This window comes from Lentilitoribacter sp. JB5-8, assembly GCF_055693385.1.
The window spans coordinates 3,179,678-3,197,167 of record NZ_CM146332.1 but is presented as its reverse complement, the minus strand read 5'-3'; the positions used below and the strand labels follow the sequence as shown (position 1 = coordinate 3,197,167).

Genomic DNA, 17,490 nt, shown 5'->3' with positions numbered 1-17,490 from the left:
TTCAGATATTTATGCTAAGTAAATATCGACCTCTGGAGGCATTTTTGCGATTTTCAAACAACTTTCTTGATGAACTGCGTGACCGGATTCCGATTTCGGAAGTCATCGGCCGCCATGTCACATGGGATCGCAAGAAAACAAATGCGCCTCGCGGAGATTTTTGGGCTTGTTGTCCATTTCATGGTGAAAAATCGCCAAGTTTTCACTGTGAAGATAAAAAAGGTCGATATTACTGCTTTGGTTGCGGTGAAAAAGGCGACCATTTCAAGTTTTTGACCTCATATGAAGGTTTAAGCTTTGTTGAGGCCGTTACACGTCTTGCGGATCAAGCCGGGGTGACTTTGCCTGCACCTGATCCAGAATCAGCTCGGCGCGAACAAAAGCGCGCAACTCTCGAAGATGTCATGGAAATGGCAACCAGTTATTTTGAACAACAACTTCAGCAAGCATCGGGTGCAAAAGCGCGTGCTTATTTGCGTGATAGGGGGTTATCAGGCAAGACTATATCAACTTTTAGACTTGGTTTTGCGCATGACAGCAGAAATGCGCTGAAGGAACATCTATCGCAACAAGGCGTCGATAAAGGCTTGATTGAAGCATGCGGCCTTGTTGTCCATGGCCCTGATATTGCCGTCTCTTACGATCGATTTAGAGATCGGATTATGTTTCCTATTCCGTCTTCGCGCGAGAAGACAATTGCCTTTGGTGGACGAGCAATGGACCCTTCCGCACCGGCGAAATATCTCAACTCTAATGAAACCGAGTTGTTTCATAAAAGTAACGTGCTGTTTAACTATGCGCGTGCACGTCGTTCTATCAAGAATGATGATATTCCGCTTATTGCCGTTGAAGGCTATATGGATGTGATCGCGCTTCATCAGGCAGGTGTTGAAAACGCGGTTGCACCTTTGGGGACTGCGCTGACTGAAAATCAGCTGCGCCTATTGTGGCGTGTCTCAAACCAACCAGTTTTGTGCTTTGATGGCGATGGTGCCGGCCAGCGTGCCGCCGACCGCGCGATTGATCTAGCTTTACCTCTCTTAACACCGGGCAAATCGCTGAGATTTGCGGTCTTGCCAGAAGGTAAAGACCCTGATGATCTGGTCAAAGAAGAGGGACGCGCTGGGTTTGATGAAGTGATCAAAAATGCCCGTGGTTTGGCGGAGATGGTTTGGAGCCGTGAAGCTGACCGGGGTGTGTATGATACGCCCGAAAGCAAGGCGGAATTAGAAAAACGCTTTCGCCAAATCATATCTGTTATTCAAGACGATAGTATCAAACATCATTATCAGCAGGATATTCGTAATCGGTTGCGCGGTTTCTTCTCCAACCGAAGTGGCAATCAGGCACAAGGAAATCGCGGATTTAGTTCCGGCCCACAACAAAATAGATATCAAAATGGCCGTGGGAGCGGGGGTAATTCGATGCTTGCCTCGGATAAACTTCGCCGATCTGGTTTGGTCAGTGGCCGTTCAGATTTGCCATTGTCGCGCGAAAGTGCGCTTGTTTTTACCATTATCAGCCATCCCCATATGCTCATTGATGATTTTGATATTCTCATGGAATTGGAATTGGAGAACAAAGAGCTTCAACGTCTGTGGCAAATTATGCAAGAGGCGTGCGCAAGTGGTCATCGCCTAACGCGTGAGGAAATGATGACTTATCTAACGCAAAGAGATATGGGGCCGGTTATTGAGCGCTTGGAAAAACAGATGCGCCAATTGCGGCTTTGGCAGGTTATGGCAGATGCCGCCCCTGAAGATGCCAGAGATGGTTTCATGCAGGCATTTTCACTAAACCAAAGAACGCGTTCGCTAAAATGGCAAAAGAACGAACTTGAACGCGACATTGCTGTGGCTACAGAAGAGGGCGATGAAGATATTGTTCCTGGCCTTATTGCTGCTTTGCACCAGGTTCAAGAGGAGGTTATCCGTCTTGAAAGTCAGGAAGCAATCATTGATGGCTTCGGTGTTTTGTCCGGACGGGGAAGAAAACGGAGTTAATTATTCTTTTTTGTTAAAGTTGATGTTGGTTAAATCGCGAAAATTTCGATATTTCAGGCTTAAAGGCTGATTCTCTCGATTTGCAGGCTTGAATTTGCGATAGATGACACCAAATGGAGTCACATAAAATAAAGTAATAATGCGTTGTGGAGCTATAAATATTGCGTTTGAAGCACGGAAATAGGCTGTTTTGGCGAAAAGTACTTGACGTGGCGCATTTTTACGGGAATCACCTACTGAATGGGTATCCTAAGTTAATCAGGAATTAAGCATCAACTGATCAAATTGCCGTAGGTGATTCGCGGCAACGAATAAACTTGGTTTATTTGGTATGTAACGATCTCAGTTTTTGCAAGGAAATGGCTGGCTGATGGCAACTAAAGCACAAGAAAAAAATGATGAAAAAGAAAATGAACGAGAAGGTGGCGCCGACGGCCCTCTAATCGATCTTTCTGATAGCGCAGTAAAGAAGCTTATCAAGACGGTAAAAAAACGTGGTTATGTGACCATGGACGAAATCAATTCGGTTTTACCATCTGAGGAAGTTAGTTCTGAACAGATCGAAGACATCTTATCGCTGTTCTCAGAAATGGGCGTAAACGTTGTCGATGAAGAAGATGTAGCTGAAGAGGAAGCTGCAACTGCTGCACCTTCTGCGACCGGGACTGAAGTTGCAACGGCAACCGGTACGGCTTTGGCGAAGGCGAAGAAAAAGAGCCAACCGATCGTACCGATGATCCGGTGCGCATGTATTTGCGCGAAATGGGTTCGGTCGAGCTCTTATCTCGTGAAGGTGAGATTGCTATCGCAAAACGCATTGAGGCTGGTCGTGAAACTATGATCGCTGGTCTTTGTGAAAGTCCACTGACATTCCAGGCGCTAATTATTTGGCGCGAAGAGTTGAATGAAGAAATCACCCTATTGCGTGAGATCATTGATCTTGAGACAACGTATTCTGGTCCAGAAGCAAAGGCTGCACCGCAGTTCCAGAGCCCTGAAAAGATCGAGGCTGACCGTAAGGCAGCTGAAGAGAAGGAAAAACGTCTCGCTGAGCGTAAGCGTTCTGATGATGTCACCGATGTGGGTGGCGAAGGCAGCTCAATTGAAGAAGATGAAGATGATGAAGATGAAGCAAATCTATCGCTAGCTGCGATGGAAGCTGAGTTGCGTCCTCAGGTGATGGAAACGCTTGATCTTATCGCGGACACATATTTCGGGCTTCGCAAATTGCAGGATCAACAAGTTGAATCCAGCATGGCTGACCATGACAATGACGAATTGTCTCCAGCACAGGAAAAGAAATATAAAGAGCTTAAAGATGTTTTGATTAGTGCCGTGAAATCGCTTGCACTTAATCAGAACAGAATTGATGCACTTGTTGAACAGCTTTATGACATTAACAAACGCCTCGTGCAAAACGAAGGTCGCTTGTTGCGTTTGGCTGAAAGCTACGGTGTGTTGCGCGAAGATTTCTTGAAGCACTATCAAGGCTCAGAACTTGATCCAAATTGGATGGAGATGATTGCAGCTCTTAAGACAAAAGGTTGGCAAGAACTTGCCAATGCTGAAGAGCGTAAGGTTGGTGATCTACGCGGTGAGATCCAAAATCTTGCGACTGAAACAGGTATCTCGATCTCTGAATTCCGCCGTATCGTGCATATGGTGCAAAAAGGTGAGCGCGAAGCGCGCATCGCCAAGAAGGAAATGGTGGAAGCCAACCTTCGTCTTGTGATCTCAATCGCAAAGAAATACACAAACCGTGGTTTGCAATTCCTTGATCTTATTCAAGAAGGTAATATTGGTCTTATGAAGGCGGTTGATAAGTTTGAATATCGCCGTGGTTATAAGTTCTCAACTTATGCAACTTGGTGGATCAGACAGGCGATTACACGTTCTATTGCTGACCAAGCGAGAACAATCCGTATTCCTGTGCACATGATTGAGACAATCAACAAGATCGTACGTACATCACGTCAGATGTTGCACGAGATTGGTCGTGAGCCGACACCTGAAGAATTGTCTGAAAAACTTGCTATGCCGCTTGAGAAAGTGCGCAAGGTTCTCAAAATCGCGAAAGAGCCGATCTCTCTTGAAACACCTGTGGGTGATGAAGAAGATAGCCACTTGGGTGATTTCATTGAGGATAAAAATGCGATCCTTCCGATTGATGCGGCTATTCAAGCGAATTTGCGCGAAACAACAACGCGTGTTCTGGCTTCGCTTACACCACGCGAAGAGCGTGTTCTTCGGATGCGTTTTGGTATCGGCATGAATACCGACCACACTTTGGAAGAAGTTGGTCAGCAGTTCAGCGTGACGCGTGAACGTATTCGTCAGATCGAAGCGAAAGCATTGCGGAAATTAAAGCACCCTAGTCGTTCGCGTAAATTGCGCAGCTTCTTGGATAGCTAAACAGCGATCTAATCAAAAATCGAAAAGCCTGATACTTTGTGTCAGGTTTTTTTATGCGCTGATCAATTGTCCAATCTGCGATCCAATACCTTGTGCCTGATATATCGATCTTGCTGGTCTTTGGGATATATCGACATCTCTTTGCATCCAGTGACATGCCTCCAATTGTTTAAGTGATTGCGATAGGGCTCTATCGGTTATCGGCAGAAGTCGGCTTTTTAATCCGCCAAAATGAATGGGTTCAGAGCTTATCGCCAGTATGGGCAGCGTCCAGGCGCGTCTGAGCAAGGCTCTGTCTTCCAATTCGCTGTCTATATGACCAATCTTGTAAGCGCGTTCTGCAACATAATGACCGAGCTCAGTGAGAATATATTCGGGGCGTAGTGGATGTCCGTGTCCAGGGTTACGCTGCACTAAGTTTAATTCAATCAGATGCTGAAGACTTTGCGCGAATGCTGTGCGTCCCGCACCGGTCTTTGCAAGCAGGGTTGCTTGCCGTCCAGCAGTGCCTTCGTGCATGAGTGCTAAAATGTTCATTGACCAAGCACGTTGCGTTATCTTGACAAGTAGATTAATGTCCATAAAATATAGTATATATATTTATTGTAAAAAGGAAAGTACAATGGCACTTGTTTCGCTAAATAATACCATCACATTCGCAATCTCTGTCAGTGACCGACATGCGAGCGCAAAGTGGTATGAAGGAAAGCTTGGGTTTGAAGCGCTATACCATGCCGACGAATTGGGCTGGAGTGAGATGAAGACCATGACTGATGGTGTGACATTAGGCTTAGGAGAGCAGGGGGAGCCCAGCCCCGGGAATGCAGTGCCTGTATTTGGTGTTGACAATATGGACGAAGCCAGAGGTGCCTTAGAAGGCGCTGGCGTAAAGTTTGACGGCGAGACAATGGTTGTTGAAGGCATGGTCAAAACAGCGACATTTTATGACCCTGACGGAAATGCGCTCATGCTGGCGGAAGATCTCACAAATTAGTTTTTTTGAATTTAAATTCCCTACTGACAAAAGGTGTCAGTAGGGGTAATATATATCCATCATTATTCCAATAACGGATGAAACATTCAGGAGATAATGATGAGTAAAATTTTTGAAGTAGTCAGCTACGAGTTGAATTCAGATGCAACTGTCGAGCAGGCCGTTGAAGCAAACAAACAGTCGTTGGCCTTTGCTGAAGATCAGTCTGGTTTTATCAAACGAACTGTGGTTGCCAATGACAATGGCCAATGGATGGATATCGTTGAATGGGACGATCTTGCGTCAGCGGAAGCTGCATCTGCAAACTTTATGGCCGATGAACGCAACCACGCGCTATTAGCCGTAATCGATCAAAAGTCACTTAAAATGCAGCATTTGGATGTGAAAGCATTCTGCTAGGAGAACCTATTGCGCAAGGTCGATCGCCTTTTTGAGATTATACAGTTGTTGCGCGGCAAAAGGCTGCGCACGGCTGAATTCATTGCAGGCGAGTTGGGCGTGTCTCAACGCACGATCTATCGCGATATTGCAGGTTTGATGGCCTCTGGTGTTCCCATTGAAGGTGAGCGCGGCGTTGGTTATCTGATCAGCCAACCTATTGAGATCCCCCTTTGCACTTTCTGCCTTTGGAATTGAAAGCTTTGCAAATGGGGGCTGATCTTGTGAAGGCTGTTGCCGATGATGAATTGGCACAAGCCGCGGAAGAGGCTGCTATTAAAATTGCCGATGCGCTGCCAGGTGAACGAACTTATGTGCGGGTCAATTCTGCTGCCAATATTCGCGTTTGGAACGAAGAGGATACCAAACAGTCGCTTGGTATTGTGCGCAATGCGATTGATAAACGAGAAAAACTCAAACTAGAGTATCGCGATAAGTCAAACAAAGTCTCATCGCGTATCATCTGGCCGTTGGGATTAGAATATTGGGGGCGGGTTTGGACAGTATCGGCTTGGTGTGAAAAGCGTGTTGCGTTTCGTTCATTCCGCATCGATCAGATTGTGTCCTGCGATCTGGTTTACGAAAACTTCCCCCATGAGCCAGGTAAAACTTATCAGGACTTTGTAAAATATGCGCAACAACGAGACAAAATGAGTGGTTATGTCAGATCTTAATTATGAATTTGAAGGTGAGTTGTGGCGCGTAACAGGCGATAGCTAGCATTTTGTCACTGTGCCTAAAGACTACTCAGAACATATAAAAGCATTTGTTCAATCCAAGACCCCTGGCTTTGGCTCTATCCGTGTTAAGGTCACGCTTGGTGAGCATTCATGGAAAACATCTTTGTTTCCAGACAGCAAATCAGGTTGTTACTTTTTGCCCATTAAGGCTGAAATTCGAAAAAAGCGAAAGTTGGAGACGGCGATATGCTCGCCGTCCAACTCGATATTGATATCTAAAGCTTAAAAGTTTGTGCCAGTTTGCTCGCGTTGTTTTTCTGCCAGCAGTTTTTTCTGATAGCGACTTTGAACAACCTCAACCGCCACAAGCGCAAAGAGCACGAAGTAGAAGGTCGCTTTGGACATTGGCTCGATTGGGTAACCGAAGAAGTTAAGATGGGCGATATGGCCACCTTCTGCGATGAGAACAATGCCAACAATCAACAATACAAACAAACCAAGCACTTCATACATGCGGTTTTTGGCTAAGAATGTTGCGACGCTTTCGGCCATGACCACCATCAAGATACCTGAAATGACAATTGCCGCTGTCATAACAATGAAGTTGTCGGTCAATGCAACCGCAGACAGAACCGTGTCGAATGAGAAGACAACGTTCATGATAACGATCCAGAAGAGTGCGGATGCAAAAGATTTGCGAACCGCGCGCTTGCCTTCATTTTCAAGGTCTGGCACGCCAATCATGTGGTAGATTTCTTTCATCGCAGTGTACATAAGGAACAAGCCACCTGCGAGTACAATCAAAGCATGACCACTAACGGATGCTGTGAAGAACGGAAGTGCGATGTCAAAAATAGGATCTTGGAACGCACTGATCAGCTGAAGAACAACAAAGAGCAGCACAATTCTCAACGCAATCGCTAAGATAATACCCCAGCGTCGCAAAACACGCTCTCTGGCCGGGTCAACCTTTTTCGCCTCAAGCGTAATATAGAGCAGATTGTCAAACCCTAATACGGTTTCCAACGCTGTTAGAATGAGAAAAGTAGTTAGATTATCGAGTGTAAACAGGCCTTCCAGCATTTACAGCGCTCCGCAGAATTTGGTTTAATTTATGTCGTGGTAGCAAAATCAACATCACTTTGCCAAGAGGCGTTTTCAAAAGTCCCTAATTATCTAGCGCTTGATCGGCCCAATCCACAAAATCATTCATAGCGGTTTCTCGATCAAGTTCATTCAGCGTTTCGTGTCGAAAATCTGAATATTCTTTTAATTGGACACGTGTCAGACCGCATTGTTTGAGCTGATCTGCATACCATTCAACAGCTTTTCCATATTTAGTTGCCGGGTCTTGTCCTCCGCTAACAAGCTGAATAGGCAGTGATTTGTTTAAACTCTTAATCGCGTTTGGATTGGCGCTGCGAATAATAAAATCAAGAATTGTGCTCCACATTGCGTTGCTCGGCGCCCAGCCACCCAACTCATCATTGGCGATTTTCTCGATCATCTCTTCATCGTGAGTGAGCCAATCATAACCGCTCTTTGCGTTTTTGATGGATTTCGACCAGGTATCAAACGTTAACATGGACATAAATAGGCTCGGCACATCAGAACCTTTGAAGAATGCTTCAAGATATAAAATGAATTTTGCGAGCGGTGCATATTGGCTGGTTTTAAAATTAGAGTTCCAGATGGCAAGGCCTGATATCGAATTTGGGTTTTGGATGGCATAGTTTGCAGCAATTAAGCCGCCCATAGAATGTCCAAAACAAATGATTGGGACGCCGGCATGATCAGATCGTATCATATGATGAATGAAGCGGACGTCTTTAATAACCTTGCGGGCTCCATCGCGTTTTGCAAATTGCCCAAATGGGAGTTTTTCTGCTTTGGTTAAACCATGCCCGCGATGATCGTGAGCATAGGAATGATAGCCATGCTTTGCTAGAAATTTCATGAAATGCTCATAGCGGCCGGAATGTTCGGTCAGTCCATGATTAATCTGGATGACAGCTTTAGGCGTCTTTTTGGTAAAACACGTACGAAGGTGAAGCTGTGCGCCTGTCGTTGAGGTTAGACTTTGCGTGCGAATTTTTGCCATTCATGGTCTCATAATTCATGGGTTTCAGCGTATCTGACGAGTTTTAGTGGAATATTCAAGTCAAAGTACCGTAATAAAAAAACATTCATTGCTCGAAGCGCGCAAATCTCTTACATGTGCGGGAAAGATTACATTCGAATAAGGCAGTTCATATGGCGCGTCAGTTTATTTATCACATGGCAGGGCTCAATAAGTCCTATGGTTCCAAAAAGGTTTTGGAAAATATCCACCTCTCATTCTACCCAGATGCAAAGATTGGTATCTTGGGTCCAAACGGCGCGGGTAAATCAACCGTCTTGCGCGTTATGGCAGGGTTGGACAATGAATTCACCGGTGAAGCTTGGTTGGCGGAAGGTGCAACACGCGGATATCTGCCACAAGAACCAAAGCTCGACGAAAGCAAAACCGTTTTTGAAAATGTGATGGAAGGTGTGGCAGATAAAAAAGCCATCCTTGATCGCTATAACGAATTGATGATGAATTATTCAGATGAAACTGCAGATGAAGGCGCGCAGCTGCAGGATGTCATCGATAGCCAAAATCTTTGGGATTTGGATAGCCAGGTTGAAATGGCAATGGAAGCCTTGCGTTGCCCTCCTGGTGAAAGTTCAGTTGAAAACCTATCAGGTGGTGAAATTCGTCGTGTTGCTTTGTGTAAGCTTCTTCTGAGCCAGCCTGATCTGCTACTGCTCGATGAGCCAACCAACCACTTGGACGCTGAAACAATTGCTTGGCTTGAGAAGCATTTACGCGAATATCCAGGTTCTGTATTGATGATTACCCACGATCGTTACTTCCTAGATAATGTGACGGGCTGGATTTTGGAACTCGACCGTGGTCGCGGCATTCCATATGAGGGTAACTACACAGCTTATCTTGAAGCGAAAGCAAAACGCATGGCGCAAGAGGGTCGTGAAGAGGCTTCTCGTCAACGTGCTATTTCAAGTGAGCAAAGCTGGATCCAATCAAGCCCGAAAGCGCGTCAGGCGAAATCAAAAGCCCGTATTAAAGCTTATGATGAGTTGGTTAAAGCAGCTGCGGATAAGCGTCCTGGCGATGCTCAAATCATCATCCCAGTTGGTGAGCGTTTGGGTAATGTAGTGATTGAAGCTGAAGGTCTGACAAAAGCTTACGGCGACAAACTTCTCATCGAGAATTTAGAATTCAAATTGCCTCCGGGTGGTATCGTTGGTGTTATCGGACCAAACGGTGCTGGTAAATCGACATTGTTCCGCATGATTACCGGGCAGGAGACACCTGATTCTGGTTCAATTACAATTGGTGACACCGTTGAATTGTCTTATGTCGATCAGTCACGCGATGCGCTGGATGGGGGCAAGACAGTTTGGGAAGAGGTTTCCGGTGGTAACGACATCATCAAGCTCGGCAAACACGAAGTAAACAGCCGTGCATATTGCTCATCCTTTAACTTTAAAGGTGGCGATCAACAGCAAAAAGTTGGTGATTTGTCCGGTGGTCAACGTAACCGCGTGCATTTGGCAAAAATGCTCAAATCAGGCGGCAATGTCATCCTGCTCGATGAGCCGACCAACGATTTAGATACAGAAACACTTGCTGCGCTTGAAGATGCGCTTGAGAGTTTTGCAGGCTGTGCCGTTATCATTTCCCACGATCGTATGTTCCTTGACCGCTTGGCCACACACATCTTGGCCTTTGAAGGTGATAGCCATGTGGAATGGTTTGAAGGTAACTTTGAAGATTATGAGAAGGATAAAATCCGTCGTCTTGGTGCGGATGCAGTTAATCCAAAGCGTGTGACTTATAAGCGTTTGACGCGTTAACATCATCAATGCATTTAAAATTAACCTCGGATGAGTTCTGTCTTATCCGAGGTTTTTTGTTTTTGGATCTTGCATTTTTGTCAAAAATGATATAAACATATCTTTATATCTTTTCGAGGACGTGATGTTAGATCTACCAAAATTGAAAATGGACGATGCGATTGACCTGCTTAAAGCAGCGGGTGAAACAACGCGTATGCGCCTGTTAATTTTGCTGTCTCACGGTGATCTAACCGTGAGTGATTTGACAGAAATATTGGGTCAATCGCAGCCTCGTATTTCACGGCATTTAAAGTTGCTTGGTGAAGCGGGTTTGATCGAACGCTATCAAGAAGGTGCTTGGGCTTACTTTCGATTAATCGACGAAGGTCGCACATCCAGCATCATTCATAGTATTATTGAAGCGATTGCCCAGGATGATCGTATGCTTCAGCATGACGTTGAGCGCCTCAAAGCAGTTAAAAGCGCCCGTGCGGGACGTGCTCAGGAATACTTCTCTCAAAATGCTGAAAAGTGGGAAGAAATCCGCAAGCACCATGTGTCTGAGGCGAAAGTTGAAGCTGAGCTTTGTAAACTGGTTGGCAATCAGCCTTTTGATAGTTTGCTTGATTTGGGAACCGGTACTGGCCGTATTCTGGAATTGTTTAAAGATCAGTATCGCAAAGGTTTAGGTATTGATGCTAGCCGCGATATGTTGACCATTGCACGTGATAAGCTTGATCAATCAGGTATAACGCACGCGTCTGTGCGTCAGGGAGATATCTTTAATTTGGCGCTTGAGCGTGAAAGCTATGATCTTATTGTTATTCACCAAGTGTTGCACTTTCTGCACGATCCAGCTCCGGCAATTAATGAAGCGTGTAAAATGCTCGCGCCAGGTGGCCGATTGGTCATCATTGATTTTGCGCCGCATGAACTTGAATATATGCGTACCGACTTTGCCCACGCTCGTCTTGGCTTCAGCCATGAAGCAATGAGCGGATGGATGACGGCGAACGGATTGGATGTCGAAAAGATCTCCGATTTATCTTCGGGCAACAGCCAAGACAAAACCCTCACCGTATCCATATGGCTCGGCAAAGACCCAAGAATTTTAATGGCTGGCGATAACAGCGCTAGTATTGCGTAGAATAGGAAATAATCAGATGGTATTATCCAACCGTTTCGGAGCTCCCGCGAATAGCGATAAAATTCGTGTTTCATTTGAATTCTTTCCGCCGAAAACAGGAAAAATGGAAGAGCAACTTTGGGAGAGTATCTCTAAACTTGCACCATTTCAGCCAGAATTTGTATCTGTGACGTATGGTGCAGGTGGGTCTACAAAAGAACCAACCTTAGCGACCGTGAAACGCATCATAGAAGAAACAGATGTTGCACCGGCTGCACATTTAACTTGTGTGGATGCGAGCCGTGGTGATGTGTATGACGTTGCAAAAGAGTTTCGTGATGTTGGTGTTCGTCACTTTGTTGCTTTGCGTGGTGATCCTGCGAGCGGTATTGGTTCGCAATATCAACCTCATCCTGATGGATACGCAAATGCTGCTGAATTAACGGCCGGCCTAACAGCGATGGGTGAATGCGAAATCTCCGTTTCTGCCTATCCTGAGAAGCATCCTGAAAGTCCTGATTTCATGACTGATCTGGATATGCTCAAGCGCAAAGTGGATAATGGTGCAACGCGTGCGATTACGCAGTTCTTCTTCGACAACGATCATTTTGAGCGTTATGTTGAGCGCGTGCGCAAGGCTGGTATCTATATTCCAATCGTTCCAGGTATCCTGCCGGTGCACAATTTCTCTCAAGTTGAGAAGTTCGCAAATATGTGCGGAGCATCAATCCCAACTTGGTTGGCTAATCGTTTTGAAGGATTGGAGAACGATCCTGAAATTAGATCTCTTGTGGCATCAGCTGTTGCAGCAGAGCAGGTGATGGATTTAGCAGATCGTGGCTTTGAAGAGTTTCACTTTTACACAATGAACCGCGCTAAGCTGGTTTATGCTGTGTGTCATTTGTTGGGTCTTCGCCAAAATAGTGAACCTAAGAAAACGCTTAATCAAAAAGCTGCTTAATCATTTAGTTAAGCGGACTTTTCAAATGCAGTTTGCAAAGCATGTGCGACTGATAAAGTCAGCTTGTCACGTCCAAATTTTCCAACGGCTTGAATACCAAGCGGCATGTTGTTTCCATCACGGAACACCGGAATATTGACGCATGGGCTACCCATGAGCGTCCAAAGCTTGTTAAAGGTTGCTACGCCTGTTGTCGCAAAGCCTTTTGGCGCAGCACCCGGGGCTGATGGTGTTAAAATCACGTCGACATCATCATAAAGCGAATGCGTTTTGCGTCGGGCATTTTTAGCCGATCTGCGGGCGTTGTCGTATTCAGAAGGTATAATTGCCGTGCCTTCATTTATCGCTTCTTTGATCTTGTCGCTTAAAAGGTCAGGATAAAGTGCGAATTCTGGCCCTAATGCTTGCGCAGCCTCAAAGCACTGAATAGTTGAATGCAGCGCATGGGCCTTTTTCAGCTCTTCTGGTTCTTTAAGTTGCACGACATTAAACCCAGATTTTTCGGCAATAGACGCAGCGGCTTCGAGTGCGCTTATCATATCCTCGCTTGCTTCCGACAGGATATCATTCTGATAGATCCCGATCCGGATATCGGATGGATTTATCTCATCAATCTCAAGGTCTCGATCTGTTAGAAGGCTTGTAAATGTCGCGACATCTGCCACCGATTTGGCAAAGGTTCCAGCTGTATCTAGACTTTGCGCAAAATATTTCATGCCGGTCGTTGGTAAGATCCGATAACTTGGTTTAAAGCCTGCAACCCCACAAAATGCGGCCGGTCTTACCATGGAGCCACCCGTTTGTGTACCAATCGCAGCCGTGACCATTCCAGCAGCCACTGCGGCTGCAGAACCGGCTGAAGAACCACCAGGCGAATAGTCCAAATTGTTCGGGTTTTTTGTTTTTGTAGGTTTGAAAAACGCAAATTCGGTTGTGGTGGTTTTACCAATGATCGATGCGCCTTTAGATCGAAGCATTGCAACAATTGCAGCGTCCACTTTTGGCTGGTTACCATGATAGATTTCACTGCCATATTCTGTCTGCAAATCGTGCGTGTCGAAAATATCTTTCACACCAATTGCGATGCCCGCGAGAGGACCTTTGGCTGCAGATTGCGTTTTATTTGATAAACACGCAAAGGCCTCGACATCTTGCTCGACTTCATCCACACGGTTTAAAGAGCGTTGCAAAATATCGTCGGGATCGATGTTATTTTGATCCCGATCATAAAGATAGGCGCGCAGCGATTGTGGAGTAAACGAAGACATGGTGCCGTTACAGTTTGCTTAAGAGGCTTGGTGTTGGCCAAGCATCAGCTGGCATGCCAAGACGCGTTTGTTCTGCTTGAACCGCCGAACGTGTTTTGCTGCCCAAAATGCCATCGATCTTGCCAACATCATAACCGCGCGCAACGAGCTTATTTTGAAGCTGCTTCATTTGCGCGTCGCTTAAGCCTTGATCTGGGCTGCCAGCATCATATCGCTTTGCACCACCTAGACGGGTTGCGAAATACGCCGCTGATGTTGTGTAAATGAAGCTTTTATTCCACTCCAGATAAATATCAAAATTTGGGAATGCGAGGAAAGCAGGGCCTTTGCGTCCTTGAGGTAACAACAAATCCGCTGGGAGTGAAGCGTTAGGCAAGCTGCCATTTCTTGCGGTTACGCCAAGATTGGCCCAGTCGCCGGTGGTCATCCCTTTGCGAAGCCCAGATTTTTCATAAGGGAACGCGCCTCCGGGGAGGCTAATTTCCATGATCCATGGTTGATTGCGCTGCCATCCAAGGCTCTGAATGAATGCCGCTGCTGTTAGGATCGCATCCGGTGAGCTCTGCTTAAGATTTACCCGCCCATCTCCGTCACCATCGGTCCCAAAGCGAACAATATCTTCCGGCAGCATCTGCACCTGACCAATTTCGCCGGCCCAAGCTCCGGTCATTTTAGTTGGTGAAAGATCGCCCATTTCAACCATCTTAATCGCAGCAATTAGTTGCGGTCTAAACAGTTCAGGACGACGACAATCATGAGCAAGTGTTACGAGCGCGTTCATAGTGTTAAAGTCACCTTGGAATGCACCAAAATCTGTTTCTAATCCCCAAAAAGCTGCGATTACAGGTGCTGGAACACCAAACTCTTGTTCAGCGCGCGCAAATGTTGATGCAAATTTTCGTAAGTTCTTGGCACCATGATCCAGACGGTTTTGGCTAACGGAACGTTTTGAGAATTCTAAAAATGTTTGTTTGAAAACCCCTTGTGCACGATCGCGAGACAATACTTTTCGGTTGATTTGAGCATTTCTAAGCGCTGTGTCTGCTGCTTTTTTGCTGATACCTTCGGCCATAGCTTCTTTTTTAACGCCGTTTAAAAAGGTCGAAAGCTTACCTCCACAAGCTGCTGCATGTGCTTGGTTGGGCAAAGCGCTAAATCCGGCAAGAATTCCTGTTGCAACCAACATTGATAAAGTTTTGTTAGAAAAAAATGGCAAACCCGCTCTCCCACTTCAATTTGATTCCTAGTACCAAGTTTATAACCCGATAGGCAACTTGGCTATAGTTTGACGATTTACAGCCCATAGATGCGTTGTGAGCCTTAATATTTCATTAACCATAATTCACAACAACATCACAGCTTCTTGCTCCGAGTAATAATTGATTAAACCTGCCAGTGATATCTTCCAGCGCGAATGGGAGCGTTTAACATGAAGTTAAAATGGTTTCCGCTGGTTAAGTTTATGCGTGATGGTTACGTATGCCCGGCGATGACATTATTGAGTTTGTTTGCACTAACGATCTATGGATTGGTTGTTGGTGATTTTTCTGTGGTCGCAATTCAAGAGACAGATATCACGCCACTATTGGCTGCAAGTGGTATTCCCATGTCATCGCATATTGCGGAAATGAGCAAAGGCAACCAAGTTCAAGAGCTTGAGCAAATTGCCTATCAAGACCAGCTAACCGGGCTGCGCAATCGTCGTGGTTTGGTTGAAGATAGCAAAGCGATATTTGACAAAGCATATTCACAAGAAAATAGATGTGCTTTGATGCTCTTAGACCTTGATCGCTTTAAATTTATCAACGATACGCTTGGCCATGCGGCTGGTGATAAAATGCTTTGTGAGTTAGCAGATCGTTTGCGTCGTTTGTCATCCTATCATGTGAATTGTTATCGTTTGGGTGGTGATGAGTTTGTCATAACTTGGGATGGCGGCCCGAGCTTTGTCCAGGTCGATGAATTTTGTGAAGACCTCATCAAAATCTTGTCACAACCTTATCAAATTGATCAATCAGAGATCGAAGGTGGTGGAAGCGTTGGCATTACATGGGGGCGCGAAAGCGACGATAATATTGGCATGTTGTTACAGCGTGCGGATATGGCGCTCTACAAAGCTAAAACAGTTTCAGGTTCCGCGCATCGCTTTTTCTGTGAGCAGATGGAGCAGGAAACACGCTTAAAGCATGATTTTAAGCAAGCTCTTCGTAAAATGATATTTACAGCTGATTTCGACCTTGAATTTCAGCCGATTGCATTTGCGTCCGATTTAGCGTTTTCGATGTTCGATGTGACAGCTAAAAGCAGAAACCCGGAATTTGGTGATTTTTCTGATAGCCAATATACACAAATATTGAAGGAAACAGGTCTTGTTGTTCAGTTTGATCGTGCGATATTGGAAAGTGCGATGAAAACAATGTCTGGCTGGACCCAGCGCAAAACTGTGGTGTTGCATCTCGATTCAGACCAATTATTGGACCCGACATTTACTGAGTATTTCGCTGGTTTATTAAAAGAACACAAACTTACAGGCCATGATTTTGTATTCTCATTTGATACCCTTCATCGCTCTGACAATGCACAGCTTATGGAAAATAGTCTTGATGAACTGATTAGACTTGGGGTGCGTATTGCCTCGCAAGGATTTAGCGGTGACATTAGCAATTTTGGTTTGGGTAAAAAGCTGAAGTCGACATATTTGATCCTCGGTAAGAATTGGGTGAAAGACATCGCTTTTGATGAAAGTTCATATGAGCTTTTGGTCAATCTTGTTCGCCTGGCAGATTGTATGAATTTGCGCGTTATTTTGCACGGTGTGGAACATGCTGAACAGGTTAAATGCCTAATGGAATTCAAGCGCCTTTTAGTCAAAGGTGATATTGTCGGTAGCGCCAAGCGTTCGGTTTAGTTCAACATAGATAAGTTCTCGTTCACTATCTGGTGAGACTATGCAGAAATTGCTCGATAATACATGAGTATTATTGTATAGAAATCGTATGTTATCGATTTGCGAAATTCTGGACAAAGTTGGCGAGACCGCCAAGAGTGTTGTCTCCAGCATCATTGAAGCCGTAAGAACCACGTTTGAGGGTGATCCTGAAACGCGTCGCAAGGTTGCTTTTTCTGTGGCAATTATCGCTTTGTCCGCAAAGATGGCGAAAGCAGATGGGATTGTAACTGAATCTGAGGTTGCTGCATTTCAGGATATCTTTGAAATCCCAGAAGATGAGGCTGCGCATGTTTCAAGGTTATATAATTTAGCCAAGCAGGATGTTGCCGGCTACGAGGTTTATGCAACGCGTTTGTCAGGTCTTTGTAGCTCAGGTGATCGCAATTGTCCGGTGTTACAAGATGTGCTTGATGGTCTTTATCATATCGCTAAAGCAGATGGTGTGATCCATGAGCGCGAAGAGCAATTGTTGCAGCATATTGCTGAAATCTTTGGATTGGATGAAGCGCATTTCTCCCAGATTTCTGCGCGTCATGTTCATCCTGATGGCATGGACCCGTTTGCGGTTTTGGGTGTTACAAAAAACACCCCCTTTGACGAGATTAAGCGGCGATATCGTGAGCTTGCGAAGAAAAGTCACCCTGACAATTTGCGAGCTCGTGGCGTGCCGGACGAATTTTTGTCCATGGCTGGAGAGCGCATGGCAAAATTAAATCTTGCATTTGAAGCCGTGAAGAAAATGCAGGTTCCAAGTTAATGCGGGTTCTTTAACA

General features: G+C 45.4%; 16 protein-coding genes and 1 pseudogene. 12 read left to right on the top strand and 5 right to left on the bottom strand.

Annotated features, from left to right (window positions below):
- Window positions 1-44: 44 nt before the first annotated feature.
- Window positions 45-2,003 carry a DNA primase gene (dnaG, locus tag ACZ1GZ_RS15600; protein WP_472665800.1) on the top strand — a complete coding sequence of 653 codons (1,959 nt, stop codon included), beginning with the start codon at window positions 45-47 and terminating at the stop codon, window positions 2,001-2,003.
- Window positions 2,004-2,373: 370 nt separating this feature from the next.
- Window positions 2,374-4,415: pseudogene (gene rpoD / locus ACZ1GZ_RS15595) on the top strand (RNA polymerase sigma factor RpoD).
- Between the two features lie 51 nt (window positions 4,416-4,466).
- Here the strand turns inward: rpoD and ACZ1GZ_RS15590 are convergent.
- Window positions 4,467-4,952, bottom strand: coding sequence for a winged helix-turn-helix transcriptional regulator (locus ACZ1GZ_RS15590; RefSeq protein WP_472665799.1), 486 nt, complete (start codon window positions 4,950-4,952; stop codon window positions 4,467-4,469).
- An 85-nt stretch (window positions 4,953-5,037) separates the two neighbouring features.
- On the opposite strand from ACZ1GZ_RS15590, the gene ACZ1GZ_RS15585 reads away from it, so the two are divergent.
- The 5 genes from ACZ1GZ_RS15585 (at window position 5,038) to ACZ1GZ_RS15565 (ending at window position 6,813) form a co-directional block, all read left to right on the top strand.
- A complete protein-coding gene (locus ACZ1GZ_RS15585) occupies window positions 5,038-5,409 on the top strand; it encodes a VOC family protein (RefSeq protein ID WP_472665798.1) in 372 nt (123 codons plus the stop codon).
- Between the two features lie 99 nt (window positions 5,410-5,508).
- A complete protein-coding gene (locus ACZ1GZ_RS15580; RefSeq protein ID WP_472665797.1) occupies window positions 5,509-5,808 on the top strand; it encodes a hypothetical protein in 300 nt (99 codons plus the stop codon).
- Window positions 5,809-5,817: 9 nt separating this feature from the next.
- A complete protein-coding gene (locus ACZ1GZ_RS15575) occupies window positions 5,818-6,045 on the top strand; it encodes a helix-turn-helix transcriptional regulator (RefSeq protein WP_472665796.1) in 228 nt (75 codons plus the stop codon).
- An 11-nt stretch (window positions 6,046-6,056) separates the two neighbouring features.
- Complete coding sequence (locus tag ACZ1GZ_RS15570) at window positions 6,057-6,521, top strand: helix-turn-helix transcriptional regulator (RefSeq protein ID WP_472665795.1); 465 nt, start codon at window positions 6,057-6,059, stop codon at window positions 6,519-6,521.
- A 58-nt stretch (window positions 6,522-6,579) separates the two neighbouring features.
- Entirely contained in the window at window positions 6,580-6,813 is a 234-nt protein-coding gene (locus ACZ1GZ_RS15565; protein WP_472665794.1) for a DUF1905 domain-containing protein, read from the top strand.
- Here ACZ1GZ_RS15565 and ACZ1GZ_RS15560 read toward each other — a convergent pair.
- Both ACZ1GZ_RS15560 and ACZ1GZ_RS15555 read right to left on the bottom strand, forming a co-directional pair.
- Entirely contained in the window at window positions 6,810-7,610 is an 801-nt protein-coding gene (locus tag ACZ1GZ_RS15560) for a TerC family protein (protein WP_472665793.1), read from the bottom strand. The two genes, ACZ1GZ_RS15565 and ACZ1GZ_RS15560, sit on opposite strands and share 4 nt — an antisense overlap.
- 85 nt (window positions 7,611-7,695) lie before the next feature.
- A complete protein-coding gene (locus ACZ1GZ_RS15555) occupies window positions 7,696-8,628 on the bottom strand; it encodes an alpha/beta hydrolase (protein ID WP_472665792.1) in 933 nt (310 codons plus the stop codon).
- Between the two features lie 152 nt (window positions 8,629-8,780).
- On the opposite strand from ACZ1GZ_RS15555, the gene ettA reads away from it, so the two are divergent.
- The 3 genes from ettA (at window position 8,781) to metF (ending at window position 12,499) form a co-directional block, all read left to right on the top strand.
- Window positions 8,781-10,430 carry an energy-dependent translational throttle protein EttA gene (gene ettA / locus ACZ1GZ_RS15550; protein ID WP_472665791.1) on the top strand — a complete coding sequence of 550 codons (1,650 nt, stop codon included), beginning with the start codon at window positions 8,781-8,783 and terminating at the stop codon, window positions 10,428-10,430.
- A 124-nt stretch (window positions 10,431-10,554) separates the two neighbouring features.
- Window positions 10,555-11,559 (top strand): ArsR/SmtB family transcription factor, encoded by a 1,005-nt coding sequence (locus ACZ1GZ_RS15545; RefSeq protein ID WP_472665790.1) that lies wholly within the window; start codon window positions 10,555-10,557, stop codon window positions 11,557-11,559.
- 16 nt (window positions 11,560-11,575) lie between these two features.
- On the top strand, window positions 11,576-12,499 hold the full coding sequence (gene metF, locus ACZ1GZ_RS15540; RefSeq protein ID WP_472665789.1) for a methylenetetrahydrofolate reductase [NAD(P)H]: 924 nt from the start codon (window positions 11,576-11,578) through the stop codon (window positions 12,497-12,499).
- 8 nt (window positions 12,500-12,507) lie between these two features.
- On the opposite strand, the gene ACZ1GZ_RS15535 is transcribed toward metF, so the two are convergent.
- Together ACZ1GZ_RS15535 and ACZ1GZ_RS15530 are read right to left on the bottom strand one after the other, a co-directional pair.
- Window positions 12,508-13,767, bottom strand: a complete 1,260-nt coding sequence (locus ACZ1GZ_RS15535) for an amidase (protein WP_472665788.1) — start codon at window positions 13,765-13,767, stop codon at window positions 12,508-12,510.
- 7 nt (window positions 13,768-13,774) lie between these two features.
- Window positions 13,775-14,953 (bottom strand): lytic murein transglycosylase, encoded by a 1,179-nt coding sequence (locus ACZ1GZ_RS15530; RefSeq protein ID WP_472668330.1) that lies wholly within the window; start codon window positions 14,951-14,953, stop codon window positions 13,775-13,777.
- Between the two features lie 243 nt (window positions 14,954-15,196).
- On the opposite strand from ACZ1GZ_RS15530, the gene ACZ1GZ_RS15525 reads away from it, so the two are divergent.
- Complete coding sequence (locus ACZ1GZ_RS15525; protein ID WP_472665787.1) at window positions 15,197-16,675, top strand: diguanylate cyclase domain-containing protein; 1,479 nt, start codon at window positions 15,197-15,199, stop codon at window positions 16,673-16,675.
- Between the two features lie 88 nt (window positions 16,676-16,763).
- The gene (locus tag ACZ1GZ_RS15520) at window positions 16,764-17,474 is read left to right on the top strand and encodes a TerB family tellurite resistance protein (RefSeq protein WP_472665786.1); all 711 of its coding nucleotides are present in this window, start codon (window positions 16,764-16,766) and stop codon (window positions 17,472-17,474) included.
- Window positions 17,475-17,490: the final 16 nt, after the last annotated feature.

Bases quoted from the DNA above. Each gene is read 5' to 3' on its own strand.
- ACZ1GZ_RS15560 (WP_472665793.1), bottom strand. From the start codon at position 7,610: ATGCTGGAAGGCCTGTTTACACTCGATAATCTAACTACTTTTCTCATT.
- ettA (WP_472665791.1), top strand. From the start codon at position 8,781: ATGGCGCGTCAGTTTATTTATCACATGGCAGGGCTCAATAAGTCCTAT.
- ACZ1GZ_RS15585 (WP_472665798.1), top strand. From the start codon at position 5,038: ATGGCACTTGTTTCGCTAAATAATACCATCACATTCGCAATCTCTGTC.
- ACZ1GZ_RS15520 (WP_472665786.1), top strand. From the start codon at position 16,764: ATGTTATCGATTTGCGAAATTCTGGACAAAGTTGGCGAGACCGCCAAG.
- ACZ1GZ_RS15525 (WP_472665787.1), top strand. From the start codon at position 15,197: ATGAAGTTAAAATGGTTTCCGCTGGTTAAGTTTATGCGTGATGGTTAC.
- ACZ1GZ_RS15535 (WP_472665788.1), bottom strand. From the start codon at position 13,767: ATGTCTTCGTTTACTCCACAATCGCTGCGCGCCTATCTTTATGATCGG.
- ACZ1GZ_RS15580 (WP_472665797.1), top strand. From the start codon at position 5,509: ATGAGTAAAATTTTTGAAGTAGTCAGCTACGAGTTGAATTCAGATGCA.
- ACZ1GZ_RS15545 (WP_472665790.1), top strand. From the start codon at position 10,555: ATGTTAGATCTACCAAAATTGAAAATGGACGATGCGATTGACCTGCTT.
- ACZ1GZ_RS15555 (WP_472665792.1), bottom strand. From the start codon at position 8,628: ATGGCAAAAATTCGCACGCAAAGTCTAACCTCAACGACAGGCGCACAG.
- ACZ1GZ_RS15570 (WP_472665795.1), top strand. From the start codon at position 6,057: ATGGGGGCTGATCTTGTGAAGGCTGTTGCCGATGATGAATTGGCACAA.
- ACZ1GZ_RS15530 (WP_472668330.1), bottom strand. From the start codon at position 14,953: ATGTTGGTTGCAACAGGAATTCTTGCCGGATTTAGCGCTTTGCCCAAC.
- metF (WP_472665789.1), top strand. From the start codon at position 11,576: ATGGTATTATCCAACCGTTTCGGAGCTCCCGCGAATAGCGATAAAATT.
- ACZ1GZ_RS15590 (WP_472665799.1), bottom strand. From the start codon at position 4,952: ATGAACATTTTAGCACTCATGCACGAAGGCACTGCTGGACGGCAAGCA.